Below are 24221 nucleotides of genomic sequence, written 5' to 3'. Positions count from 1 at the left end.
GGCGTTAGGCTCGCCGCGACTCGGGCCATCGACCTGCGGTGGCCGGTACGTCCCTGGAGGTCGACGGCTGTGAACCGCGCACTGCGCGCCGCCACGATGGGTGTCCTGGTCCTGAGCCCGATCGCGTTGACCGCGTGCAGCGCCGGACAGGTCACCCAGACGGCCACCCAGAACCGCGACAAGGTGGGTGCGCTGGCCGAGGTCGGGGACATCACCCTGCGACAGGTCCTCCTGGAGTATCCGGACGAGGGTGCCTACGCCAGCGGTGACGACGCCCCGCTGATCATGGCCGTCATCAACAGCGGCGACGAGGAGGACACCCTCGTCGGCATCGAGGGCGAGGCCTTCGACGGCGTCGTCGTCACCGGGGGCACCACCCCGTCCCCGGCCGTGCCCGGCTCGCCCTCCGCCGCTCCGGGCACGGCGACCCCGGGCACGGCGACCCCGGGCACCGCGACCCCGGGCACGCCGACGACGCCGACCACCCCCACGACGCCGACCGCCGGCACGCGGGTGGACATCCCGGTCCCGCCGGGGGCGACGGTGTTCATCGGGGGCGAGGACGGCGTGTCGGTCGAGCTGGCCGACCTGAGCGAGGAACTGACGTCGGGCCAGAGCGTCGAGCTGACGCTCACCTTCCGGGAGGCCGGCGAGGTCACCGTCCGGGCCCTGGTCGCCACCCCCGACCGGGTCCTCCCCCGCGACGACGCCTTCGACTTCCACGAGGAGGAGGCCGGCTCCGAGGAGGGCTCCGAGGGCACCGCACGCGAGCAGGAGAGCGAGGCCGGGGGCGGCGACGCCGGCAACTGACCCGGCGCCCCACACCGGCTCCCCGGAACTGTCGCCCCTCCCGGTTAGCGTCGCCGGGTGCCCCCCGCAGGAGTGAAGTCCCGGCCCGCCCACCGCTGCACCGAGTGCGGCTACGCCTCGGCGAAGTGGGTCGGCCGCTGCCCCGAGTGCCAGGCGTGGGGCTCCCTGCAGGAGGTGGGCGCCCCTGCGTCTCCGCTGCGGGCGGTCGCGGCCGGGCCCGTCACCGCCCCCGCCGTCCCGATCGCCCAGGTCGAGCTCGGTGGCGCCCGCGCCGTACCGACCGGGATCGAGGAGTTCGACCGCGTCCTCGGCGGCGGGCTGGTGCCCGGCGCCGTCCTGCTGGTGGCCGGTGAGCCCGGCGTGGGCAAGTCGACACTGCTGCTCGAGGTGGCGCACCGCGTCGCCGCCGCCAACGGGCCGGCCCTGGTCGTCTCGGGCGAGGAGTCGGCGGCGCAGGTGCGCTTGCGGGCCGAGCGCATCGGCGCGCTGCACGAGCGTCTCTACCTGGCTGCGGAGACCGAGCTGTCGGCCGTGCTCGCCCACGTCGAGCAGGTCGCTCCCACGCTGCTGGTCCTCGACAGCGTCCAGACCGTCCGCTCGCCCGCCGTCGACGGCACGGACGGCGGAGCCACCCAGGTGCGCGCGGTGGCCAGCGCGCTGACCGGCATCGCGAAGAGCCGGGGCATGACGACGATCCTGGTCGGGCACGTCACCAAGGACGGCGCCATCGCCGGGCCGCGGGCGCTCGAGCACCTGGTCGACGTGGTCGTCTCCTTCGACGGCGAGCGGCACTCCACGCTGCGGCTGGTCCGGGCCACCAAGAACCGCTTCGGGCCGGCCGACGAGATCGGCTGCTTCGAGATCGGCGACCGCGGGGTCATCGGCGTCCCGGACCCCTCCCACCTGTTCGTCTCGCGGCGCACCGCTCCCGTCGCGGGCAGCTCCGTCACCGTCACCATGGAGGGCAGCCGGCCCCTGCTGGCCGAGGTGCAGGCACTGGTCGCCGGCACCGGCGGCGGGGGGTCGCCCCGGCGCGCGGTGAGCGGGCTGGACTCCCAGCGCGTGGCGATGGTCAACGCGGTCGTCGAGCGGCGCGGCGGGGTGAAGCTCGCCGACGCCGACGTCTTCGCCGCCTCGGTGGGCGGCGTGAAGATCACCGAGCCGGCGGCCGACCTGGCCCTCGCCCTCGCGATCGCCTCCGCGGCCAAGGATGTCCCCCTGCCGCAGGGCCTGGTCGCCCTCGGGGAGGTCGGACTCTCGGGGGAGATCCGTCGGGTCGGCGGCACCGGTCGCCGCCTCGCCGAGGCCGCCCGCCAGGGCTACCGGGTGGCACTCGTGCCCGAGGACCCGGGGAACGCGCCCCGCGGGATGCGACTGATCGAGGTACCCGATCTGGGGGCGGCCTTCACCCGGATCTTCTGACCCCGGAGGGGGTCACCGCCGTCCCCGGTCACCCGAGCGCGGCCACCGGCTCCGCGGGCCACGTAGACTCAGCCCCCAGTACACCGGACGTCAGGAGCGCTCGTGCCCCACGCTGTGGATCCCGAGATCGCGCTCCGCGAACTGCTCGGCCGCATCGCCCCGGGGACCGCGCTGCGCGACGGTCTCGAGCGCATCCTCGCCGGACGCACCGGGGCGCTGATCGTGCTCGGCTACGACCGCGTCGTCGAGTCGATCTGCACCGGCGGGTTCGCGCTCGACGTCGCTCTCTCGGCCACCCGGCTGCGGGAGCTGGCCAAGATGGACGGCGCGGTCATCGTGTCCTACGACGGCACCCGCATCGTCCGCGCCGGCGTGCACCTGATGCCCGACCCGACCGTCCCCACCGAGGAGTCGGGCACCCGGCACCGCACCGCCGAGCGGGTCGCCATCCAGTCCGGCTTCCCGGTGATCTCGGTCAGCCAGTCGATGCACATCATCAGCGTCTACGTGGCCGGCCGGCGCTACACCCTCGAGCACCCGACGACGATCCTGGCGCGCGCGAACCAGGCGCTGGCCGCCCTCGAGCGGTACAAGCTGCGGCTCGACGAGGTGGCCAGCACCCTCTCGGCGCTCGAGATCGAGGACCTCGTGACCGTCCGCGACGCGATGAGCGTCAGCCAGCGGCTGGAGATGGTCCGCCGGATCGCCGACGAGATCGAGGGGTTCGTCGTCGAGCTGGGCACCGACGGCCGGCTCCTCGCCCTGCAGCTCGACGAGATGCTCGCCGGCGTCGAGGAGGACCGCGGCCTCCTGGTCCGCGACTACCTGCCCGGCGGCGCCCGGCGGCCGCGCACCATCGAGCAGGTCCTCACCGACCTGCGGGCCCTCTCGGCCACCGAGCTGCTGGACCTGTCCGCGGTGGCCCGCTGCTACGGGCTGCCGACGTCGGCCGACGCGCTGGACTCGCCCGTCAGCCCGCGCGGCTACCGCCTGCTGGCCCGCGTCCCGCGACTGCCCGCCGGGATCATCGACCGCCTGGTCGACCACTTCGGCGGCCTGCAGAAGCTGCTGGCCGCCACGATCGAGGACCTGCTCGCCGTCGAGGGGGTCGGCGAGGCGCGCGCCCGCGGCATCCGCGAGGGTCTGTCCCGGCTGGCCGAGACCTCGATCCTCGACCGCTACAGCTGAGAGAGGACCCCTGGAGGACCCGCTGCCTCAGGCCCCCTTGCAGGGGCCCGCCGCGAGCGTGCGAGGGGTGGGGGGCGAGGGGGTCCTGTCTCAGGAGATGCTGAACGGGGCGTCCGGGCTGGTCTTGGTGTCCAGCCGGCCGCGCAGCACGTACTGACCGGGTGCCAGCGGGTTCCGCTCCGCCGTGCAGCCGGGCTGGCTGGTGAGCCCGCCCCAGACCAGGGGGAAGGCGACCGACTCGCCGGGGGCGAGCGTCCGGACGTCGCTGCTGGCCTCGGGGAAGCAGTCGTTGCTCCCCCAGAGGCGGTTGCCGCCCGCGTCGGAGAGCACGATCTCCTGCAGCCCCTTGTCCAGCGGGCGGACGCAGGGCACGGCCGACACGTTGCTGACCACGAGCTCGAAGGTCGGCTTCCCACCCACCGGCGCGCTTCCCGGCGACCGGACCTCCAACCCGATCATGTCGTCGGTGCACGGCCCCCCGGGCTCCGGCGCCGCCGCCTCCGGTGCGGGAGGCGGCGCCTCCGTCACGGTCGGTACCGGGGTCGGCGTCTGCACGCTGGCCAGTGAGGGGACCACCAGCTCGAGGGCCGGCGGCCGCGAGGACTCGCCGGTCGGCTCGTCGGTCGCGGCGGCGGCGGCGGCGGAACTCCCGCTCCCGCCGCTGATCGCCGCGACCGCCAGCCACCCACCGCCACCCAGCACGGCCAGGAGGAGCGTCAGGACGAGCAGGCGCCGACGCCAGTAGACCGCCGGGGACAGCGGGCCGACCGGGTGCAACACGCCGAGAACCGTAGTGCGCCCACGCCGGGGCACCCGCGGCGGCACGCCGACCAGCGCACGCGGCACACTGGGACCCCGTGGACGGCACCGCGCACCGGCTCCCCGCGGCGGACGACGACCCCGGGGAGGTCCTCGTCGACTGGTACGCCACCGCGGCCCGCGATCTGCCCTGGCGCCGGCCGGGCGTCGACCCCTGGGGGGTCCTGGTCAGCGAGGTCATGCTGCAGCAGACCCCCGTCGTCCGCGTCGAGCCCGTCTGGCGGCAGTGGATGGCGCGCTGGCCCACCCCTGCCGCGCTTGCCGCGGTCTCCCCCGCCGAGCTCATCCGCGCGTGGGGGAAGCTGGGCTACCCGCGGCGGGCACTGCGGCTCCGTGAGGCGGCGGTGGCCCTCGTCGAGCGCCACGGGGGCGTCGTGCCGCCCGACGTGACCGCCCTGGAGGCCCTGCCCGGCGTCGGCACGTACACCGCCCGCGCGGTCGCCTGCTTCGGCCACGGACAGCCGCAGCCGGTGGTCGACACCAACGTCCGCCGCGTGGTGGCGCGGCTGGTGCACGGACGGGCCGAGGCCGCGCCGGCCAGGTCGGCCGACCTGGCCGACGTCGCCGCCCTCGCGCCGACCGATCCGGCCCGCGCCGTGCGGTTCGCCATCGCCGTCATGGAGCTGGGTGCACTGGTCTGTGTCGCCCGGACGCCGCGGTGCGGGGCGTGCCCGGTGCGGAACGCCTGCGCGTGGCGGCAGGCGGGCTGCCCGGCGGCCGACGGTCCGCCGCGCAGGGTGCAGAAGTTCGCCGGAACCGACCGCCAGGTGCGGGGACGGCTGCTCGACGTCCTGCGGGCCGCTGAGGGCCCTGTGGCGGCGGTGCAGCTCGACCAGGCCTGGCCGGATGCGGTGCAGCGCTCCCGGTGCCTGGACTCGCTGCTGGTCGACGGCCTGGTCGAGCAGACCGGGGACCGGCGGTTCCGCCTGCCGGCCTGAGCGGGCCCCGCCGTCGCTGGAACACGACAGAGGGCCGCCCCTCACTCGCGATGAGTGGAGACGGCCCTCTGTAGCCCCCCTCCCCGGTCCCGCCCCGAGCCTGCGAGGGGTGGGGAGGAGGGGGGTCCTTGCTCAGTCGGCGGCCTGAGCGGTCGGCGGCTCCTCGTCGCCCACCGACAGCGCGACCGGCGGGGTGTCGGGGAGGTCGATCGGCTTGGCCTCGCCGCGGAAGGTGAACTTCTGCGCGGCACCCTCGGCGTCGTCGACGTCCACCACGATGATCTGACCCGCGGTCAGCTCGCCGTAGAGGATCTTCTCGCTCAGCGCGTCCTCGATCTCGCGCTGGATCGTCCGGCGCAGCGGCCGGGCACCCAGCACCGGGTCGAAGCCCCGGGCGGCCAGCAGCCTCTTGGCCGCCGGCGTCACCTCGAGCGACATGTCCTTGTTCGCCAGCTGGCCCTCCACGCGGGCGAGCATGAGGTCGACGATCTCGACGATCTCGTCCTCGGTCAGCTGGTGGAACACGACGATGTCGTCGATCCGGTTGAGGAACTCCGGCCGGAAGTGCTGCTTGAGCTCCTCGTTGACCTTGAGCTTCATGCGCTCGTAGTTGCTGCCGGAGTCGTTCCCGGCCTGGAAGCCGAGGCCGACGGCCTTGGAGATGTCCCGCGTCCCGAGGTTCGTGGTCAGGATCAGGATCGTGTTCTTGAAGTCCACGATCCGGCCCTGGCCGTCGGTCAGCCGGCCGTCCTCCAGCACCTGCAGCAGCGTGTTGAAGACATCGGCGTGCGCCTTCTCGATCTCGTCGAAGAGGACCACCGAGAACGGCTTGCGCCGCACCTTCTCGGTCAGCTGGCCACCCTCGTCGTAGCCGACGTAACCGGGAGGGGCACCGACGAGCCGCGACACGGTGAACCGGTCGTGGAACTCACCCATGTCGATCTGGATGAGCGCGTCGTCCTCGCCGAAGAGGAACTGCGCGAGCGCCTTGGCCAGCTCGGTCTTACCGACACCCGAGGGGCCGGCGAAGATGAACGAGCCGCCGGGACGGCGCGGGTCCTTGAGGCCCGCCCGCGTCCGCCGGATGGCCTGGCTGACGCTCTTGATGGCCTCTTCCTGGCCGATGATCCGCTTGTGGAGCTCGTCCTCCATGCGCAGGAGGCGGGTGGTCTCCTCCTCGGTCAGCTTGAAGACCGGGATGCCCGTCCAGTTGGCCAGGACCTCGGCGATCTGCTCGTCGTCGACCTCGGCGACGACGTCCATGTCGCCGGCCTTCCACTGCTTCTCGCGCTCGGCCTTCTCCGACAGGAGGGTCTTCTCCTTGTCGCGCAACGACGCGGCCTTCTCGAAGTCCTGCGCGTCGATCGCCGACTCCTTCTCGCGGCGGATGCCGGCGATCCGGTCGTCGAACTCGCGCAGGTCCGGCGGGGCGGTCATCCGCTTGATCCGCATCCGGGCACCGGCCTCGTCGATCAGGTCGATCGCCTTGTCGGGCAGGAAACGGTCGGAGATGTACCGGTCGGCCAGCGTCGCGGCGGCGACCAGGGCGCCGTCGGTGATGCTGATCCGGTGGTGCGCCTCGTAGCGGTCACGCAGGCCCTTGAGGATCTCGATCGTGTGGGTGAGCGTCGGCTCGCCCACCTGGATCGGCTGGAACCGCCGCTCGAGGGCGGCGTCCTTCTCCAGGTGCTTGCGGTACTCGTCGAGCGTCGTGGCGCCGATGGTCTGCAGCTCACCGCGGGCGAGCATCGGCTTGAGGATGCTCGCGGCGTCGATCGCGCCCTCGGCCGCACCCGCCCCGACGAGGGTGTGGATCTCGTCGATGAACAGGATGATGTCGCCGCGGGTGCGGATCTCCTTGAGGACCTTCTTGAGCCGCTCCTCGAAGTCACCGCGGTAGCGGGAACCGGCGACGAGCGCGCCGAGGTCGAGGGTGTAGAGCTGCTTGTCCTTGAGCGTCTCGGGCACCTCGCCCTTGACGATCGCCTGCGCGAGGCCCTCGACGACGGCGGTCTTGCCGACGCCGGGCTCCCCGATGAGGACGGGGTTGTTCTTGGTCCGCCGCGACAGGACCTGCATGACGCGCTCGATCTCCTTGGCCCGCCCGATGACCGGGTCGAGCTTGGAGTCGCGCGCGGCCTGGGTCAGGTTGCGGCCGAACTGGTCGAGGACCAGCGAGGTCGACGGGGTCCCCTCGGCGGGGCCGCCGGCCGCGGCCGGCTCCTTGCCCTGGTAGCCCGAGAGCAGCTGGATGACCTGCTGGCGGACGCGGTTGAGGTCGGCGCCGAGCTTCACCAGGACCTGGGCGGCGACGCCCTCACCCTCGCGGATCAGGCCGAGCAGGATGTGCTCGGTGCCGATGTAGTTGTGGCCGAGCTGCAGCGCCTCGCGCAGCGACAGCTCCAGCACCTTCTTGGCCCGCGGGGTGAAGGGGATGTGGCCGGACGGGGCCTGCTGGCCCTGGCCGATGATCTCCTCCACCTGCTGGCGGACACCCTCCAGCGAGATGCTGAGGGACTCGAGCGCCTTGGCGGCGACACCTTCGCCCTCGTGGATCAGGCCCAGGAGGATGTGCTCGGTGCCGATGTAGTTGTGGTTGAGCATCCGGGCCTCTTCCTGGGCCAGGACGACCACGCGGCGGGCTCGGTCGGTGAACCGTTCGAACATCTGCTGCTTCTCCTCTGACCGGCTGGTCCGGCACTGCCCTCCCCGTGCTGGGGAGGAGCACCCGACATCCGTCGGCGCGCGGGGCACCGGTCTTTCCACTGTAGTCGCGGACCCCGACCCTCCGGCGGCACGCGGCCGGTGACGGAGGATCGGTCTGTCCGGTCCAACTGATGCTGACCAACCGGTGTTCCGGGCCGGTTACGCCGTCAGCGGACGCCTCGGCGCAGCCGGTGCGGGGGTCAGCGCGACGCGTCCACGGCGTCGTCCGCGGCCTCTGCCTCGGCTTCTGCGTCGGCCGGCTGCCGCCCCTCGGCGAGGAATCGGGAGTAGAGGAGCGCGGCCAGGCCACCACCGATCAGGGGGCCGACCACGTAGGCCCACAGGGCGTCGAACCGGCCGGCCACGATCATCGGCCCCAGCGCCCGCGCCGGGTTGACCGCGCCGCCGGACAGCGGCCCGGCCACGAGGACGCAGACCGCGAGGGCGGTCCCGACCGCCAGCCCGGCCGAGGCCTTGGGCACCCGCGGGTCCGTGGCGACCGAGACGATGACCAGGACGAGGAAGAAGGTCACCACCGCCTCGGCGATCAGGACGACCCCGCTGCCGACCCCGTCGGCCGGCAGGGAGGCGCCGAGGACGGCCTGGTCCCGCGCCGCGTCGCCGTGCAGGACCCACACGGTGAGAGCGGCCAGCACCGCCCCGGCCAGTTGTGCGACGACGTACGCCGGCACGTACCGCCAGGGGAAGCGGCCCGTGGCGGCCAGCGCGAGGGTCACCGCCGGGTTGAGGTGGCATCCCGAGACGTGCCCCAGCGCGTTGACCAGGGCGACCAGGCCGAGCCCGAAGGCGAGGGCGACCGCCAGTGAGTCGACGCCGCCGCCCGCGATCGACCGCTCGAGGACGGCAGCGACCGCCACGGCGGTCCCGGCGAGGACCAGCAGGTAGGTGCCGACCAGCTCGGCCAGGCCGACGCGGAGGACGTTCTGCCCCGTCCGGCTCCCGTAGAGACCCTCGGTCATGACGTGTTGCTCCCCCGTGTGGCGCGGCGCTCGAGTGCCCACGCGGACGCGCCGACGGTTGCGGATGCCACCCGGGGGGCGTCGCCAAACCACGGCAGGTGCGCCGTCGGCCACACCCGTGGCCGGGACGGCGACGGCCCGGCCCCCGGGACGGGGACCGGGCCGCAGTGACCCTGCATGGGGCCCTGTCTCAGTGCGCGGCCTCGTAGGCCTCGACGACGCTGGCCGGGATCCGGCCGCGGTCGCTGACCGCGTGACCGTTCTTGCGGGCCCAGTCGCGGATGGCGCCGGCCTGCTCGCGGTCCATCCGGCCGCCACCGGTCGGGCGGGAGCGCCCGTTACCAGAGGCGCGGCCACTTCCGCGACCGACCTTCCGGGCCGCCTGCACGTAGCGGGAGAATGCGTTCCGCATCTCTTCTGCGTTCTTGTCCGACAGGTCGATCTCGTAGTTCGTACCGTCGAGCGAGAAACTCACCGTCTCATCGGCCGACACATCCTCGTCGAGGTCGTCACTGAGGATCACCTGGACCTTGCGAGCCATTTCGTCTCCTGGTTCCCACTGCGCCCCGAGAATCGGGGCGGTCCGTCGCCCGCCATCGCAGGCCGTCCCATTGCCGGCTCGACCATAGAGCATTCAGTCGACTATTCGGTACACGCCACCACCACGAAAGGATGACGGAACCCGGCGGTTCAGGACGAAAGCGGACGCACCAGCGGGAAGAGGATGGTCTCGCGGATTCCCAGTCCGGTCAGCGTCATCATGAGCCGGTCCATGCCCATGCCCATGCCGCCGGTCGGGGGCATGCCGTACTCGAGGGCCTCCAGGAAGTCCTCGTCGAAGGCCATCGCCTCGGGGTCACCGGCCGCGGCCAGGGCCGCCTGGGCCGTGAACCGCTCGCGCTGCGCGACGGGGTCCACCAGCTCGGAGTACGCGGTGGCCCGCTCGACGCCGGCGATGTAGAGATCCCACTTCTCGGCCAGCCCCGGCTGCGACCGGTGCGCACGGGTCAGCGGAGAGGTGTCCAGCGGGTAGTCGATGACGAACGTTGGAGACTGCAGGGTGGGCTGGACCAGCGCCTCGAACACCTCTTCGACGACCTTGCCGGCGATCCAGGTGGGATCCACGCCGATGTCGTGCCGCTCCGCGATCGCCCGCAATTGCGCCAGTGGCGTCGCGGGCGTCACCTCCTCGCCGACGGCCTCGGACACCGCCGAGTAGAGCGGCACCTGCGGCCACTCCCCGGAGAGGTCTATCTCGGTGCCGTCGTTGTGCCGGGCGACGTGGTCGCCGAACAACGCCGCACAGCATTCCTGGGTCAGTTCCCGGGTCATCGTCGCCATCACCTGGTAGTCGGCGTAGGCCTGATACGTCTCCAGCATCGCGAACTCCGGCGAGTGCGTGCTGTCCGCGCCCTCGTTGCGGAAGTTGCGGTTGATCTCGAACACCCGGTCCAGACCGCCGACGATGCACCTCTTGAGGAACAGCTCCGGCGCGATGCGCAGGTACAGGTCGAGGTCGAAGGCGTTCATGTGGGTGCGGAACGGCCGGGCCGCGGCACCGCCGTGCACCGTCTGCAGCATCGGCGTCTCGACCTCGAGGTAGCCGCGGGAGGCCAGCCCCGCGCGCAGCGTGGACATCACCGTCGAGCGCTGGCGCACCGTGCGCCGGGCCTCGTCGCGGACGATCAGGTCGACGTAGCGCCGGCGGACCCGCAGCTCCTCGCTCATCGGCTTGTGCGCCACCGGGAGCGGCCGCAGCGCCTTCGCCGTCAGCTGCCACGAGTCGGCGAACACCGACAGCTCGCCGCGCCGCGACGTCCCGACCTCGCCGGTGAGCAGGACGTGGTCACCCAGGTCGATGTCGGACTTCCACGCGGCGAGGAACTCCTCGCCCACCCGGTCGCGGGACAGCATCACCTGCAGCTCGGCGTCGCCTTCGCGCAGCGTCGCGAAGCAGAGCTTGCCGGTGTTGCGGGAGAAGATGACCCGGCCCGTGACGCCGACCTGGTCACCGGTCATGGTGTCCGGCGGCAGGTCGGGGTGGGCGGCGCGGACGTCGGCGAGCGTCCTGGTCCGCGCGACCGTCACCGGGTAGGGGTCGACGCCGGACTCCCGCAGCCGGTCCAGCTTGGCCCGGCGGACCCGCAGCTGCTCGGGGAGCTCGTCGCCCCCGGTGTCGTCGCCGTTGCCGGGGTCGTTCGGTCCCTCTGTCACGGGCACCGAGCCTACGGGGACCCCGGACGCGGGCTCGGCGGGGAGCGGTGAGTGCCCTGCTGGCGTTCGAAGGCCAGCCGCAGGCCGTGCACGGTCAGGTCCGGCTCCCGCTCGGCGATCGACCCGCAGCTGTCGGCCACGAGCGGCGCCAGTCCGCCGGTGGCGACGACGACGGGCGCGGACCCGAACGAGGCGACCAGCTCCCCGGCGATCCTGGCCACCAGACCGTCGACCAGCCCGGCGAAGCCGAGCACCAGGCCCGACTGCAGCGCGGCGACGGTGTTCTTCCCGATCGCGTGCGGCGGCACGGTCAGCTCGACCGACCGCAGCTGGGCCGCGCGGGTGGCCAGCGCCTCGAGGCTGACCTCGACCCCGGGGGCCAGCGCACCGCCGAGGAACTGCCCGTCGGGACCGACGGCGTCGACGTTCGTGGAGGTGCCGAAGTCGACGACGACGACCGGCCGCCCCGTCCCGTCCGGCCCGCGGCCGTAGAGCTCGTGTGCCGCCAGCGCGGTGACCACGCGATCGGCGCCCACCTCGCGCGGGTTGTCCACGTGCAGCGGGACGCCGGTCCGGACGCCGGGGCCGATGAGCACGACCGGCACGTCGAGGGAGTCCAGCAGCGAGCGCAGCGCCGGCAGCAGCGCGGGCACCGTGGAGCAGGCACACACCCCGGTGACGACGGTGTCGCGCAACAGGCCGCGCCAGAGCAGCCGCAGCTCGTCGGAGGTGGCCCGCGGCGCGGTGGTGACCCGCCAGCACCCCACCAGGCGGTCGCCGTCGAAGGTGGCGAGCACGGTCTGGCTGTTGCCGACGTCGACGGTGAGCAGCACCCCTCAGCCCGCCCGCAGGTCGAGGGCCAGGTCGAGGATCGGCGCCGAGTGGGTCAGCGCGCCCACCGACAGGTAGTCCACGCCGGTCTCCGCCACGGCGCGGGCGACGTGCAGGCTCAGCCCGCCGGTCGCCTCGAGCTCGGCGCGACCGGCGACGAGCGCGACCACCTCGCGCAGCACGGCGGGAGGCATGTTGTCGCACAGCAGGAAGTCGGCACCGGCCTCGACCGCCTCCACCGCCTGCGCGGGCACGTCCACCTCGACCTGCACCGGCACCCGGGGCGCCCGCTCGCGCACGGCGGCGACGGCGGCGGCCACCGACCCGGCGGCGGCGACGTGGTTGTCCTTGACCATCGCCACGTCGTAGAGGCCCATGCGCTTGTTCGACCCACCGCCGCACCGGACGGCGTACTTCTCCAGCGGCCGCAGCCCCGGGGTGGTCTTGCGGGTGTCCAGCACGACGGCGCCGGTGCCCTCGACCGCGTCGACCCAGCGGCGGGTCAGCGTGGCGATGCCACTGGCCCGGCTGGCGATGTTGAGCGCGCTCCGCTCCGCGGCCAGCAGGGCCCGCACCGGCCCGCGGACGGTGAGCAGCACGTCGCCCCGGGCCACGCGGTCCCCGTCGGTCGCGCCCGCGGTGAGAGTCGCACCGGGGGCCAGGCGGGTGAACACCCGCGCCGCGACGGGGAGGCCGGCGACCACGCCGTCGGCCCGCGCGACGAGGTCGGCGGTGCCCAGCTGCCCGGCGGGCACGGTGGCGGCGCTGGTCACGTCGTAGGTGACGGCCAGGTCGGGCGCGCCGGGCAGCGGCGGGCCGCCGGTGAGGTCCTCGGTCAGGGTCCGCTCGACCAGCTCCGCCACCCACGCCTCGGTCAGGCCGGTGCCGGTGAGGTCCCGCGGGTCGGCCGGCGAGCTCACCACGGTGCGACCACCGGGGTGCCGACGGGCCGCCGGGTCACGCGCAGGCTCCCGTCGTCGTCCAGTCGCACGTCCAGGTGCACCCGCCAGTCCTCCTCCGTGTCGGGGTGGTCCTCCCGCCAGTGGCACCCGCGGGTCTCCTCCCTGGCCGTCGCGGCCGCGGTCAGCGCGCTGGCGACGGTGAGCAGGTCGGTGGCCTCCCAGCTCGCCACCTCCGGGGCGACCCCGTCGCCCAGCCCGGCGGCCAGGTCCGCCAGCCGGCCGCCGGCCTCCGCCAGGCCGGTGCCGGTGCGCAGCGCGGCCACGCGGGCGGACATCGTGTCGGTGACCTGGCGACGTCCCGCCGGGTCCAGCAGTCCGGACGGCGCCGCGTCGCGGCCCCGGACCGGAGCCGGCCGCGGCAGCCGCTCGGCGAGCTCGGCACCGATGCGGGCGGCGAACACCAGGCCCTCCAGCAGCGAGTTCGACGCCAGCCGGTTCGCCCCGTGCACACCGGTGCAGGCCACCTCGCCGCAGGCGTAGAGGCCGGGCACCGTCGTCCGTCCGGCGAGGTCGGTGACCAGCCCGCCGGACGCGTAGTGCGCCGCCGGGGTCACCGGGATCAGGTCGGTGCCCGGGTCCACGCCGGCGGACCGGCAGCTCGCGGTGATCGTCGGGAACCGCTCGGCGACGCCGGGGACGTCGCGGGCGTCGAGCCACACGTGGGGGACGCCGTCGCGCAGCTGCACCCGGGTGATCGCCTTGGCGACGACGTCCCGCGGGGCCAGCTCGGCCAGCGGGTGGACGCCGACCATGAACCGCTCCCCCGCCGCGTCGCGGAGCACCGCGCCCTCGCCGCGCAGCGCCTCGCTGACCAGCGGCTGCTGCCCCCGCACGCCCTCGCCGAGGTACAGCGAGGTGGGGTGGAACTGGACGAACTCCAGGTCGGTGGCGACCGCGCCGGCGCGCAGGCCCAGGGCCACGCCGTCCCCGGTGGACACCGACGGGTTCGTCGTGGCGGCGTAGACCTGCCCCATGCCGCCGGTGGCGAGCACGACCGCGCGCGCACGGACCGCACCCACGCCGTCGGCACTGCCCTCGCCCAGCACGTGCAGGGTGACGCCGGCGGCCCGGCCGTCGGCGTCGGTCAGCAGGTCGAGCACCATCGCGTGCTCGACCAACGTGACCCCCGGGTCGGCCCGGACGGCCGCCTGCAGGGCCCGCTGCACCTCGAAGCCGGTGGCGTCCCCGCCGGCGTGCACGATCCGGTCGGCCGAGTGGCCGCCCTCGCGGGTGAGCAGCAGCCGGCCCGACGGGTCCCGGTCGAAGGCCGCGCCCCAGCCGATCAGCTGACGCAGCCGGTCCGGCCCCTCGGAGACCAGCGCCGAGACGGCCTCGGGCTCGCACAGCCCCACCCCGGCGACCTCGGTGTCGCGGGCGTGCGCCTCCGGGGTGTCGGCGGGGTCGAGGACGGCGGCGATGCCGCCCTGCGCCCAGCGGGTCGACCCGGCGTCGGCGCGCACCTTGGTGACGACGGCGACCGACAGCCCGGCGGCGCGCGCGTGCAGCGCGACGCACAGCCCGGCGACGCCGGAGCCGACGACGCAGACGTCGGCGGTGAGGTCCCAGCCCGGGGCCGGCGCCGACAGGCGCAGCGGCAGGCCGGTGACCCGGTCGGCGAGGAGGCTCACCGAGCGATCGTGTCGCCGCGGACCTGCCCCTGTACACCCGGGGCGGGCGCGGCGGGGTCGCCCCCGAGCTCGACGATGCGGTTGGCGCCGTCGACGTGCACGACCCGCGGGATGTGGCTCTTGGCCTCGGTCTCGTCCATGAGGCCGTAGCTGATCATGATGACCAGGTCGCCGGGGTGCACCAGGTGCGCGGCGGCGCCGTTGATCCCGATCACCCCGCTGCCGCGCTCGCCCGGGATGACGTAGGTCTCCAGGCGGGCGCCGTTGGTGACGTCGACGATCGCCACCTGCTCGCCGGGCAGCAGGTCGGCGGCGTCGAGGAGGTCCTCGTCGATGGTCACCGAGCCCACGTAGTGCAGGTCGGCCTGGGTGACCGTCGCCCGGTGGATCTTGGACTTGAGCATCGTGCGCATCATCGGGCTGCTCCCAGCGAGACGGGGACGTTGTCGAGGAGTCGGGTGCTGCCGGCGCGGGCGGCCACCAGCAGGCGGGCCGGGCCGGCCGTGGGCGGCGGGCCGAGGTCGGGGTCGGTCAGCTCCAGGTAGTCGGGCACCAGGTCGGGCGCGGCGGCGAGCACTTGCCGGGCGGCGGCGAGGACCGCGTCGGCGCCCTGGGGGCCGGCGTCGGCGCCGGACCGGAGCGCCTGGGACAACGCCGCGGCGCCCGCCCGCTGTGCCGGGTCGAGGTAGCGGTTGCGGGAGGACAGCGCCAGCCCGTCGTCCTCCCGGACGGTGGGGACGCCGACCACCTCGGTGCCGAGGGCCAGTTCGCGGGCCATCGCGCGGATGAGCACCAGCTGCTGGTAGTCCTTCTCGCCGAAGAGGGCCACGTCGGGCCGGACCAGGCCGAACAGCTTGGCGACGACGGTGAGCACGCCGGCGAAGTGCCCGGGCCGGACCGCGCCCTCCAGCACGCTGCCCAGCGGGCCCGGGTCGACGGTCACGCCCAGCGCGCCGGGCGGGTAGACCTCGTCGACGCCCGGGTGGAAGACGGCGTCGGCCCCCTCCTCGGCCAGCGCGGCGAGGTCGGCGTCCCAGGTACGGGGGTAGCGGTCGTAGTCCTCGCCCGGACCGAACTGCGTCGGGTTGACGAACACCGAGACCACGACGCTGCCGGCCCGCTCCCGGGCGGCGCGGACCAGCGTGCGGTGCCCCTCGTGGAGGGCGCCCATGGTCGGCACGAGGGCGACCGGCCCGGCGAGGCCCGCGCGCAGGCGCAGCAGGTCGCCGGCGGACTCGGCGACGCGCGGGCCGACGACGGGGCGGGGCGACACCCGGCTCACCGGGAGCCGGCCGGGACGAGGGCCACGGTCAGCCCTCCGCCCGCTCGCTGGCGAGGGAACCCGGACCGGAGCCGGCCTGCAGCAGTTCGAGCAGCGGCGCGCCCTCGTGCTGCCGGAGCCGGCCCGACGCGAGCGCGCGCTCGGTCGTGCGCTGGGCCATGGCGACGTAGGCGGCCACCGTGGCCGGTGCCCGCTCGGCGAGGGTCTCGAGGTGGTCGCGGACGGTGCCGACGTCCCCCCGGCTGACCGGGCCGGTGAGGCCGCGGTCGCCGCGGCGCAGGCCGTTGTCCAGGGCCGCGGTCAGCAGCGGGGCCAGCACCCGCGCCGGCTCGACGACCCCCGCCGTCCGCAACAGGTCGGCGGCCTCGGCGACCAGCGTGACCAGGTGGTTCGCGCCGGTGACGAGCGCCGCGTGGTACAGCTTCCGGTCGGCCTCGGCGACGAAGAACGGCTCGCCGCCCATCTCCAGCACCAGCGTCTCGGCCACCGGGCGGTGCTCCGGGGAGCTGGTCACGCCGAAGGGCGCGCCGACCAGCCGCTCGGCGTCCTCCGGGGCGCCGGAGAAGGTCATCGCGGGGTGCAGTGCCAGGGGCAGCACCCCGGCCTCCGCGGCCGGGGCGAGGACGGCCAGGCCGTGCGCGCCGGACGTGTGGAAGGCCAGCTGCCCCGCGCGCCAGCCGCCGGTCCCGGCCAGGCCGGCGACGAGGCCGGGCAGGGTGTCGTCGGGGACGGCGAGGACGACGAGGTCGGCCGCGGCGACCACCTGGTCGGTGTGCAGCAGCGGCACCCCGGGCAGGAGCCGCGCGGCGCGCTCGGCGGAGGCGGCGGAGAGGCCGGCGGCGGCGACCACGTCGTGGCCGGCGGCGGCGAGGGCGGCGCCGAGGACGGCGCCGACACGTCCGGCACCGACGATGCCGACGCGGAGACGGGCGGGGGCGGCGCCGGCTGGGGGCAGGCCGGCGGCACGCCTGCGGGCTGCAGGCATCGGGGCACCTCTCGTTCCAGTCCCGTTCGGGTACCGGACTCGCAGGTCGCGGTCTCCGCCGTCGGAGACCGTCGGTGTGGTGCTGGGTGGTGCGTGGTGCTGGCCGGCGCCGTCCCCGCTGCGACCGGATGTGTCACGCGGCTGGGCGCCGAAGGCGAGTGTGGAACCGCCCGGGCGCCGGTGCAACGGCTGCGCCCTGTGGGGTGACTCACGCCGGCCGGCTCACCGGTCCTCGACGGCGACGCGCTCCGGGGACGCTCAGCGGCCGAGCACACGCGAGAGGACGTCGTCGCTGTCGTCCTCGTCGCGATAGCGGCGCCGGCGACGCCCACCCGACGGTGGAGCGCTCTCGGCGAGGATCTCGGCCAGCCGGGCCGACCCCTGAGGCGCCGGGGGGTCGTCGTGGCTCGGCACCGGCGGGCGGTCGCGCTGGGCGACGGGTCGCTCGACGGTGAACTGCTCGGGCGAGGGCACGGCGGGCCGGAGCAGGTCGTCGGTGCGCCGGCGGCGCGTGTCCGGGTCGGCGGCCGGGGCGGGCTCCGGGGCTGGCTCCGGCGCGTCGATCAGTGACCGCTCGGCCAGCCAGTCCCACGGCTGCGGCGGTGGCACAGGGGTGGCGAACGCCGCGGTGCGCTCCTGCTCCGCCGGCCGCTGCACGCGGACCTCGTCCCACTGTCGGGTCTCGCCGCCGGACCCGGTGTCGGAGTGGGGCGACCGGTGACCGGTCAGGTCGTGCGCCGGTGCGGCCCAGCCGGAGGCGTCGATCGTCCTGGTCGCGGGCGTCTCGACCGTCGGCGACCCGGACCGGATCGACTGCGTCCTGAGCATGATCCGCTCGATGAGCATCTCGCCGGAGAGCTGTTCGGTCAGCTCCGTCCGCAACCGGCCCATGTCGGCACGCAGCTCGGTCAGCTGGGTGAGGTCCGCACGCAGCTCGGTCAGCTGGGCGAGGTCACCGCGCAGCTCGGTCAGCCGGGCCATCTCACGGCGCAGCTCCCCCACCTCGGCGAGGTCCCCGCGCAGGCCGGCGATCTCGGCCACCTCGTGCCGCAGCTCGGCGACGCGGGCCAGTTCTCCCCGGAGGGCTGTCAGCTCGGTCCGCATCGACTGCTCGGCCTCGCGCCGCAGGTCGTTCTCCAGGCGCAGCCCGTCCGCCCGCCGCTCGGCGGCCTCGCGCTCCAGCTCCAGCTCGTAGGCCAGCCGCAGCTCCGCCTCCCGATCGGCTGCCGCCCGCTCGACGGCCTGCACGTCGGGACGACCCTCCGCGGGCTCGGGGCCACGACGGGTGCCGGCCAGCGCGGCGAGGACGAACGCCCACGCCGCCCCGACCACCGCCAGGCGCAGCAGCTGGGGGTTCTCGGTGACGAAGACGACCACCGTCGCGCCGACCGCGAGCAGGAAGCCGACGAGCAGACCGGCCGTGCGCAGGACCGACGAGGAACCCGCGGGCTGCGCACCCGGGCGCGACCGACCGGTGGTCGGGTCGTCCCGGTCCATCCGCATGACGCTCAGGGTAACGGTGCGAGAGCCCGCGATCACGTCTCGACAGAGGGTGGTGGCCGGTTCCGCCGCGGGCCCCGACGACCCGCGGCGGACGGCGACCGTCAGCCCTGGGCCAGGGCCCCGTCGGAGCTGAAGACCAGGCCGATCGAGATCTCGCCCTGCTGCAGCGCCGCCTTGGTCAGCGGCCCGCCGGCGTCCAGTTCGCGGAACTCGCCGAAGGTCAGCCCGTAGGTGTCCTCGAGGCCCGGCTGGCAGAACGGCCGGTCCGGGCACTCGGCGGGCCCGCCGAGGACCAGCGACCCGTCGCCGCACGCGTCGGCGAGCTCGGACAGGGTGCTGACCCCCAGCCCGTCGGCGAACTCCTGGGTGACCGCGAAGGCGTTCTGGTCGGCCGCCTCCGACGGCTCGCCGAACAGCAGGCCGTTCTGCTCCGCGAGCGGCTGCAGGGCGGTGGCCGTCGCCTGGGCGTCGCCGCTGGCCACCGGCTCGGCATCGGCGCCGTTGACCTGGCGGTTGAGGAACTCGGTCGCCGTCGACAGGTACTCGGGGAAGACCTGGATCTCCGAGCCGGAGATCAGCGCCGGCAGGTAGAGCTCCCGGTTGCCGACCTCGCGCACCGAGGCGTCGAACCCCGCCGCGGTGAGCACGTTCGCGTAGATGTTGGCGAGCACGGTGGACTCGGTGAAGTTCGCGCCGCCGACGGCGATGGCGCCGCTGCCCTGCTCGAGCCCGTCGGTCACCCCGCTCTCCTCGACCCAGGCAGTGGCGACCTCCTCGGCGCTCTGCCGGTCCACGTCCACCGCGGCGTTGAGCTCGATGAGGTCCTCGGTGGTCAGCGCCGCCGACACCGCGTCGAGGGCCGGCAGCAGCGCCGGGCTGGCCTGCGCCGTCGCCGCGTTCACCGCCGGGACGATGTTGTCGGCGTTCTGCAGCTGCTGGTCGTCCTCGAGCACCACCAGCTGGTCGCCGGCAACCGGGACGCACGCCTCGCCGGACGCGCTGCCGCCACCCCCGGACCCGCCGCCGGTCCCGGAGGAGCCGGACTCACCGCACGCCGTGGCCGTGAGCAGCACCCCGGCGAGGGCCAGGGGAACGAGGATGCGTGGACGCCTGTGCATGAGGCCCGCCTTCTGTGTCCCGTGCGGCCGACCGGCCGCGACGCGTGTCTGGCGGGAGGTGTCCCGCGGCGCCCATGGAACTCCGCGCCTCCCCCTTCGGCCAGCCCCCCGGGGAGCCGTTGCCGGGTTGTTACGGACGGCCCCTGTGCAGGGTCATGGCGCGAGCTCACGAGTGGTGAGGCCAGAGGGGTCCTCCGTCAGAGGGGTACCCCGGACGACGTCGGCTCCGGTTCCCCCACCCGGGACGGGTGGGCGGCGCGGAAGGGCAGCCGGCGCGGGCCGGGCGTGACCGCCCACGAGACGAGCACCAGGACCAGCTCGGTGAGCAGCGCGAGCGTGGCGACGACGAGCGCGCCGGCGAGGATCTGGCCCAGGTCCTGCTGGCCGAAGCCCAGGTTGATGATCCGGCCGAGCCCGCCCCCGCCGACGAGCGCGGCCAGGGTCGCGGTGGCGACCACCTGCACCGCCGCCGTCCGGATGCCGGTCATGACCAGCGGCAGGGCCAGGGGGAACTCGACCCGGGTGACCATCTGGCCGCGGCTCATCCCCATCGCCCGGGCCGCCTCGCGGACGTCCCGGTCGACCTCCCGGAAGCCGACGTAGGTGTTGGTGAGCATCGGCGGGAACGCGAACACCGCCAGCGCGACGACGGTCGCGGTGTCGCTGAAGCCGATCGGGGTCACCGCGAAGACGGTGAGCAGGGCCAGGGTCGGCACCGCCCGGCTGACGTTGGAGAGCACGACGATGCCCCCGCGCCCGCGGCCACTGCGCCCGAGCAGCACGCCCAGCGGGACGGCCAGCACGGCGGCGGCCAGGACGGCCGCCCCGGACACCGTGAGGTGCTGGACCAGCAGGTCGAGGATGCCGCCGGACCGGTTCCAGTTGAGCGGGTCGTTGAGATAGCGCAGCGCGTCGGCCAAGGCGCTCATGCCAGGGCCGCCCTGGTCCACGGGGTCAGCAGCCGCTCGACACCGGCGAGCAGCACGTCCGCGACCAGGGCCAGCAGCACGCAGCCCAGCGCCCCGGTGACGATCTCGGCCCGGTAGAAGTTCGCGTTGAAGCCGCCGACGATCAGCTGGCCGAGCCCGCCGTTGCCGGTGATCACCCCGACGGTGACGAGGGCGACGGTCGAGACGGTGGCGATCCGCAGGCCGGCCATGACCGCCGGCAGTGCCAACGGCAGGTCGACCTGGAGGAACAGCCGCCCCGGGCCGTAGCCCATGCCGCGGGCGGCCTCCCGGACGTCGGCGGGCACGGCCTGGAAGCCGGCCAGGAAGTTCCGCACGAGGATGACCAGCGTGTACAGCGTCAGGCCGATGAGCACGGTCGTCGCCGACAGCGGCCCGGTGAAGGGCGCCAGGAACGAGAACATGGCCAGCGACGGGATCGTGTAGACCACCGACGACAGGCCCAGCACCGGCCCGGACAGCACCCGGGTGCGCCGGGCCAGCAGCGCCAGGGGCAGGGCGATCAGCGCCCCGAGCAGGACCGCCCCGACCGTGAGCCTGACGTGCTGCCCGAGGTACCCCACAATGGTGTCCCAGTTGTCGGTCACGTACGACGGGTCGAACCACGGGTTCGGCGCCTCGTCCGCCGCGAGCACCGGTGCGCCGTCGCTCGCCGCGCCCAGCACAGGGCGCGCACCCAGGGAGGCCACGTCGTGGACGCTACTGCGGACGCCCCGTCGCTGCGCACACCCGCGCGGGCGCCCGGGTCGGGCGCGGAGGGCGCGGAGGGCGCGGCCCAGGAGATCCGGCTGGACGGGGTCAGCAAGGTCTACGCCGACGGCACCGTGGGCGTGGCTGAGCTCGACCTCACGTTCGCCGCGGGTGAGCTGTCGGTGCTCGTCGGCCCGTCGGGCTGCGGGAAGACCACGACGATGAAGATGATCAACCGGATCATCGAGCCGACGACGGGCCGCATCCTGCTGGGCGGGGAGGACGTCACCCGCGTCGACGCCGACCAGCTGCGCCGCCGGATCGGGTACGTCATCCAGAGCGTGGGGCTCTTCCCGCACCAGACGGTGCGGGTCAACGTCGGGACCGTGCCGCGGCTGCTCGGGTGGGACCGTGCCCGCATCCGGGCGCGCGTGGACGAGCTGCTGGCCACGGTCGGCCTCGACCCCGCCGTCCACGGCGACCGCTATCCGGCGCAGCTCTCCGGGGGCCAGCGGCAGCGGGCCGGGGTGGCGCGGGCACTGGCCGCCGACCCCGCCGTCCTGCTCATGGACGAGCCGTTCTCCGCCGTCGACCCGGTGGTCCGGGAGCGGCTGCAGTCGGAGTTCCTGCGCCTCCAGGAGACGGTGCGCAAGACCATCGTGTTCGTCACCCACGACATCGAGGAGGCGGTCCGGCTCGGCGACCGCATCGCCGTGATGAGCACCGGTGGCCACGTCGAGCAGTTCGCGCCCCCGGCCGAGCTGCTGGGGCGGCCGGCCAACGACGTCGTGGCGGACTTCGTGGGTGCCGACCGGGCCCTCAAGCGCCTGGCGGTCACGGCCATCGACCCCGCCGACCTGGAGCAGCCGCCGGTCGTCCGCGCGACCGACGGGCTCGCCGACGCCGGCGCGGCCCTGGACCGGGCCGGCGCGGGCTGGGCGGTCGTGCTCGACGAGGCCGGCCGCCCGACGGGGTGGCTGCCGGCCGGCCGGGCCGCAGGCCCCGGGACCGTCGACTCGGCCACCGTCCGCGGCGCCGACACCGTGTCGGTGCGCAGCTCCCTGCGGGGGGCGCTGGCCACGATGCTGCAGGCCGACGCGGGTTGGGTGGCGGTCCTCGACGGGGACCGCCACCTCGGCGTCCTCACCCCGACGTCGCTGCACGCCGCGCTGCGCCGGTCGGTCGACGGCCGGCCACCCGCCTGACCGCACCGCCGCGTCCCCCGTCCGGTCGTTGACCCGCTGCCCTCGGCGCCGCAGAGTGGTCCGGTGAAGCGGGCACTCCTCGTCCTGACCTGCGGGGCGTTCCTCACGCTCGCCGCGGAGGCCACCGTCCTCCGGCAACCGCTGCCCCCGATCGCGGTCGCGCTGGTCTTCGCGCTGCTCGCGACGGTCGGCTTCGGCTGGGTCGACCGGCACGAGCCCCGCACCCGTCGCCGGCTCGCGGTCGGCTACGTGCTCGTGCAGCTCCCGCTCGGCTGGGTGGTCTTCGCGGCCGGCGGGGAGGGCGTCGGGTCCACGCTGCTGCTGCTGGTCCTGGTCAGCCAGTCGGTGCTGCTGCTGCCGCTGGCCGCCGCGGTGCTGGTCGCGGCCCTGGTCCCGCTCGTGCACCTGGGCATGCCGATGGCCGACGGGCTGCGCATCATGCTGGGGACCTACGTGGCCGTCGCGTTCACCGCGGCGGTCACCGAGCTGCTGCTGCGGGAGCAGCGGGCCCGCGCCGAGCTGGCCGACGCGCACGAACGGCTGCGGCACTCCGCGGCCCAGGCGGAGGAGCTGGCCACCACGCAGGAACGCAACCGGCTGGCCCGCGACATCCACGACGGCCTGGGTCACCACCTCACCGTGGTCCAGATGCAGGTCCAGGCCGCCCGGGCGGTCCTGCGCGCCGATCCCGCCAGGGCCGACGCCGTGCTCGCCCAGGCACAGCAGCAGTCCACCGAGGCGCTCGCCGAGGTGCGCCGGTCGGTGGCCGTGCTCCGGGAGGCACGGGTCGTCCCGCCGCTGGGCGACGCCCTCGAGCTGCTCGCCGCGGACACCTCCGCCGCCGGCGTGCCGACCGAGCTGGAGGTCACCGGCACGGTGCGCGAGCTGCCCGCCGACACCCGGGAGTCGCTGTTCCGCGCCGCCCAGGAGGGGCTGACCAACGTCCGCAAGCACGCCGCGGCCGGACGGGCCCGCCTGCTGCTGGCCTACGGCGACGACGGCACGGTGCGCCTGGAGGTGCGCGACGACGGCCGCGGGACGGCGGTGGTGACCGAGGGCGCCGGCTTCGGGCTGCTGGGGGTGCGGGAGCGGGCGTCCCGGCTCGGCGGCTCCGTCGACGTCGTGTCCGAGCCCGGCGTCGGGACGACGGTGCGCGTGGCGGTGCCCGGGTGAGCGCACTGGTGCGGGTGCTGCTGGTCGACGACCAGGCGCTGTTCCGGGAGGCGCTGGCCACCCTGCTCGAGGTGCGCCCGGAGATCGAGGTCGTGGGCGAGGCCGGGGACGGCGACGCCGCGCTGCGGCGGGCCGCCGAGCTCCGCCCCGACGTCGTCCTGATGGACCTCCACATGCCCGTGCTCGACGGCATCGCCGCCACCCGCCGGCTGCGCGTCGAGCAGCCGGCGGTGCAGGTGCTGGCCCTCACCACCTTCGACGACGACGAGGACGTGTTCGCGGCCCTGCGCGCGGGCGCGGTGGGCTACCTGCTCAAGGACGTCCCCTCCGACCGGCTGGTCGAGGCACTGCTCGCGGCCGCGCGCGGGGAATCGGTCCTGCAGCCGTCGGTGGCCGCCCGGGTGATCGCCCGCCTCGCCCAGCTGCCCGACGACGGCCCGCGGCGCCCCCAGCCGCTGGTCGTCCCGCTGTCCGAGCGCGAGCTCGAGGTGCTGCGGCTGCTCGCCGACGGAGGGAGCAACCGCGAGATCGCCGCGGCGCTGTTCCTCGCCGAGGGAACCGTCAAGAACCACGTCACGAACGTGCTGGCCAAGCTCGGCGCCCGCGACCGCACCCAGGCGGCCCTCCGCGCCCGGGCGCTGGACCTGATCTGACGACCGGGGTCATGCCCCGGTCATGACCCCGGTCGTGACGTCCGGCACGTGGCGACGGCGCCGAGCCCGTTTTTTCCGCCGACCGGCCCGCACCCGCCTCCGGCTCCCGGGCACGGCACTTCGTCCGGCACTACCTCGAGATGGTC

The 24221-nt window shown here is 74.7% G+C and carries 22 protein-coding genes; 7 read left to right on the top strand and 15 right to left on the bottom strand.

Features of this window, described 5'->3' with window-relative positions; genetic code table 11:
- Positions 1-69: 69 nt before the first annotated feature.
- The 3 genes from GCU56_RS23380 to disA all read left to right on the top strand — a co-directional run bounded on the left by GCU56_RS23380 (position 70) and on the right by disA (position 3420).
- Complete coding sequence (locus tag GCU56_RS23380) at positions 70-810, top strand: copper chaperone PCu(A)C (protein WP_204331634.1); 741 nt, start codon at positions 70-72, stop codon at positions 808-810.
- Positions 811-867: 57 nt separating this feature from the next.
- A complete protein-coding gene (gene radA, locus GCU56_RS06935) occupies positions 868-2232 on the top strand; it encodes a DNA repair protein RadA (RefSeq protein WP_345771696.1) in 1365 nt (454 codons plus the stop codon).
- A 102-nt stretch (positions 2233-2334) separates the two neighbouring features.
- A complete protein-coding gene (gene disA, locus GCU56_RS06930; RefSeq protein ID WP_163480802.1) occupies positions 2335-3420 on the top strand; it encodes a DNA integrity scanning diadenylate cyclase DisA in 1086 nt (361 codons plus the stop codon).
- Between the two features lie 90 nt (positions 3421-3510).
- Here the strand turns inward: disA and GCU56_RS06925 are convergent, their stop codons facing one another.
- Positions 3511-4200, bottom strand: a complete 690-nt coding sequence (locus tag GCU56_RS06925; protein WP_163480801.1) for a MucR family transcriptional regulator — start codon at positions 4198-4200, stop codon at positions 3511-3513.
- Between the two features lie 77 nt (positions 4201-4277).
- On the opposite strand from GCU56_RS06925, the gene GCU56_RS06920 reads away from it, so the two are divergent.
- Positions 4278-5177, top strand: coding sequence for an A/G-specific adenine glycosylase (locus GCU56_RS06920; RefSeq protein ID WP_163480800.1), 900 nt, complete (start codon positions 4278-4280; stop codon positions 5175-5177).
- Between the two features lie 132 nt (positions 5178-5309).
- On the opposite strand, the gene GCU56_RS06915 is transcribed toward GCU56_RS06920, so the two are convergent.
- From GCU56_RS06915 to GCU56_RS06850, 14 genes are all read right to left on the bottom strand, one after another.
- Positions 5310-7844 carry an ATP-dependent Clp protease ATP-binding subunit gene (locus tag GCU56_RS06915; protein ID WP_163480799.1) on the bottom strand — a complete coding sequence of 845 codons (2535 nt, stop codon included), beginning with the start codon at positions 7842-7844 and terminating at the stop codon, positions 5310-5312.
- A gap of 239 nt (positions 7845-8083) precedes the next feature.
- Positions 8084-8863: an MIP/aquaporin family protein gene (locus GCU56_RS06910; RefSeq protein ID WP_163480798.1), complete on the bottom strand. Its 780-nt coding sequence runs from the start codon at positions 8861-8863 to the stop codon at positions 8084-8086.
- A 190-nt stretch (positions 8864-9053) separates the two neighbouring features.
- Positions 9054-9404: a histone-like nucleoid-structuring protein Lsr2 gene (locus GCU56_RS06905; protein ID WP_163480797.1), complete on the bottom strand. Its 351-nt coding sequence runs from the start codon at positions 9402-9404 to the stop codon at positions 9054-9056.
- Positions 9405-9553: 149 nt separating this feature from the next.
- Entirely contained in the window at positions 9554-11077 is a 1524-nt protein-coding gene (lysS, locus tag GCU56_RS06900) for a lysine--tRNA ligase (RefSeq protein ID WP_163480796.1), read from the bottom strand.
- Between the two features lie 11 nt (positions 11078-11088).
- Positions 11089-11910 (bottom strand): type III pantothenate kinase, encoded by an 822-nt coding sequence (locus GCU56_RS06895; protein ID WP_163480795.1) that lies wholly within the window; start codon positions 11908-11910, stop codon positions 11089-11091.
- A gap of 3 nt (positions 11911-11913) precedes the next feature.
- Complete coding sequence (nadC, locus tag GCU56_RS06890; protein ID WP_345771695.1) at positions 11914-12831, bottom strand: carboxylating nicotinate-nucleotide diphosphorylase; 918 nt, start codon at positions 12829-12831, stop codon at positions 11914-11916.
- Positions 12825-14498 carry an L-aspartate oxidase gene (locus tag GCU56_RS06885; protein ID WP_163480794.1) on the bottom strand — a complete coding sequence of 558 codons (1674 nt, stop codon included), beginning with the start codon at positions 14496-14498 and terminating at the stop codon, positions 12825-12827. Before GCU56_RS06885 ends, nadC begins: the two co-directional genes overlap by 7 nt.
- Positions 14495-14902, bottom strand: a complete 408-nt coding sequence (gene panD / locus GCU56_RS06880; RefSeq protein ID WP_275585760.1) for an aspartate 1-decarboxylase — start codon at positions 14900-14902, stop codon at positions 14495-14497. The genes GCU56_RS06885 and panD overlap by 4 nt, the downstream gene beginning before the upstream one ends.
- An 8-nt stretch (positions 14903-14910) precedes the next feature.
- A complete protein-coding gene (gene panC / locus GCU56_RS06875; protein WP_163480792.1) occupies positions 14911-15771 on the bottom strand; it encodes a pantoate--beta-alanine ligase in 861 nt (286 codons plus the stop codon).
- A 37-nt stretch (positions 15772-15808) separates the two neighbouring features.
- Positions 15809-16765, bottom strand: a complete 957-nt coding sequence (locus tag GCU56_RS06870; protein ID WP_163480791.1) for a Rossmann-like and DUF2520 domain-containing protein — start codon at positions 16763-16765, stop codon at positions 15809-15811.
- A 258-nt stretch (positions 16766-17023) separates the two neighbouring features.
- On the bottom strand, positions 17024-18268 hold the full coding sequence (locus tag GCU56_RS06865; protein ID WP_163480790.1) for a DUF6779 domain-containing protein: 1245 nt from the start codon (positions 18266-18268) through the stop codon (positions 17024-17026).
- A 101-nt stretch (positions 18269-18369) separates the two neighbouring features.
- Complete coding sequence (locus GCU56_RS06860; RefSeq protein WP_163480789.1) at positions 18370-19386, bottom strand: glycine betaine ABC transporter substrate-binding protein; 1017 nt, start codon at positions 19384-19386, stop codon at positions 18370-18372.
- A 197-nt stretch (positions 19387-19583) separates the two neighbouring features.
- Positions 19584-20315, bottom strand: a complete 732-nt coding sequence (locus GCU56_RS06855) for an ABC transporter permease (protein ID WP_163480788.1) — start codon at positions 20313-20315, stop codon at positions 19584-19586.
- The gene (locus tag GCU56_RS06850; RefSeq protein WP_345771694.1) at positions 20312-21043 is read right to left on the bottom strand and encodes an ABC transporter permease; all 732 of its coding nucleotides are present in this window, start codon (positions 21041-21043) and stop codon (positions 20312-20314) included. The genes GCU56_RS06855 and GCU56_RS06850 overlap by 4 nt, the downstream gene beginning before the upstream one ends.
- Before the next feature lie 3 nt (positions 21044-21046).
- Between GCU56_RS06850 and GCU56_RS06845 the strand changes: the two genes are divergently transcribed.
- From GCU56_RS06845 to GCU56_RS06835, 3 genes are all read left to right on the top strand, one after another.
- Positions 21047-22249: an ATP-binding cassette domain-containing protein gene (locus GCU56_RS06845; RefSeq protein ID WP_163480787.1), complete on the top strand. Its 1203-nt coding sequence runs from the start codon at positions 21047-21049 to the stop codon at positions 22247-22249.
- A 63-nt stretch (positions 22250-22312) separates the two neighbouring features.
- Positions 22313-23422, top strand: a complete 1110-nt coding sequence (locus tag GCU56_RS06840; RefSeq protein ID WP_163480786.1) for a histidine kinase — start codon at positions 22313-22315, stop codon at positions 23420-23422.
- Positions 23419-24075, top strand: a complete 657-nt coding sequence (locus GCU56_RS06835) for a response regulator transcription factor (RefSeq protein ID WP_345771693.1) — start codon at positions 23419-23421, stop codon at positions 24073-24075. The genes GCU56_RS06840 and GCU56_RS06835 overlap by 4 nt, the downstream gene beginning before the upstream one ends.
- The last annotated feature ends 146 nt before the right edge of the window (positions 24076-24221 follow it).

This window comes from Geodermatophilus sabuli, from assembly GCF_010686765.1.
Classification (GTDB): domain Bacteria; phylum Actinomycetota; class Actinomycetes; order Mycobacteriales; family Geodermatophilaceae; genus Geodermatophilus; species Geodermatophilus sabuli_A.
This window is presented reverse-complemented; position numbering and strand designations above follow the sequence as displayed.

Coding starts and splice junctions, on each gene's coding strand:
- GCU56_RS06915 (WP_163480799.1), bottom strand. CDS start 7,844: ATGTTCGAACGGTTCACCGACCGAGCCCGCCGCGTGGTCGTCCTGGCC.
- GCU56_RS06910 (WP_163480798.1), bottom strand. CDS start 8,863: ATGACCGAGGGTCTCTACGGGAGCCGGACGGGGCAGAACGTCCTCCGC.
- GCU56_RS06905 (WP_163480797.1), bottom strand. CDS start 9,404: ATGGCTCGCAAGGTCCAGGTGATCCTCAGTGACGACCTCGACGAGGAT.
- panD (WP_275585760.1), bottom strand. CDS start 14,902: ATGCTCAAGTCCAAGATCCACCGGGCGACGGTCACCCAGGCCGACCTG.
- GCU56_RS06870 (WP_163480791.1), bottom strand. CDS start 16,765: ATGCCTGCAGCCCGCAGGCGTGCCGCCGGCCTGCCCCCAGCCGGCGCC.
- GCU56_RS06865 (WP_163480790.1), bottom strand. CDS start 18,268: ATGCGGATGGACCGGGACGACCCGACCACCGGTCGGTCGCGCCCGGGT.
- GCU56_RS06860 (WP_163480789.1), bottom strand. CDS start 19,386: ATGCACAGGCGTCCACGCATCCTCGTTCCCCTGGCCCTCGCCGGGGTG.
- GCU56_RS06855 (WP_163480788.1), bottom strand. CDS start 20,315: ATGAGCGCCTTGGCCGACGCGCTGCGCTATCTCAACGACCCGCTCAAC.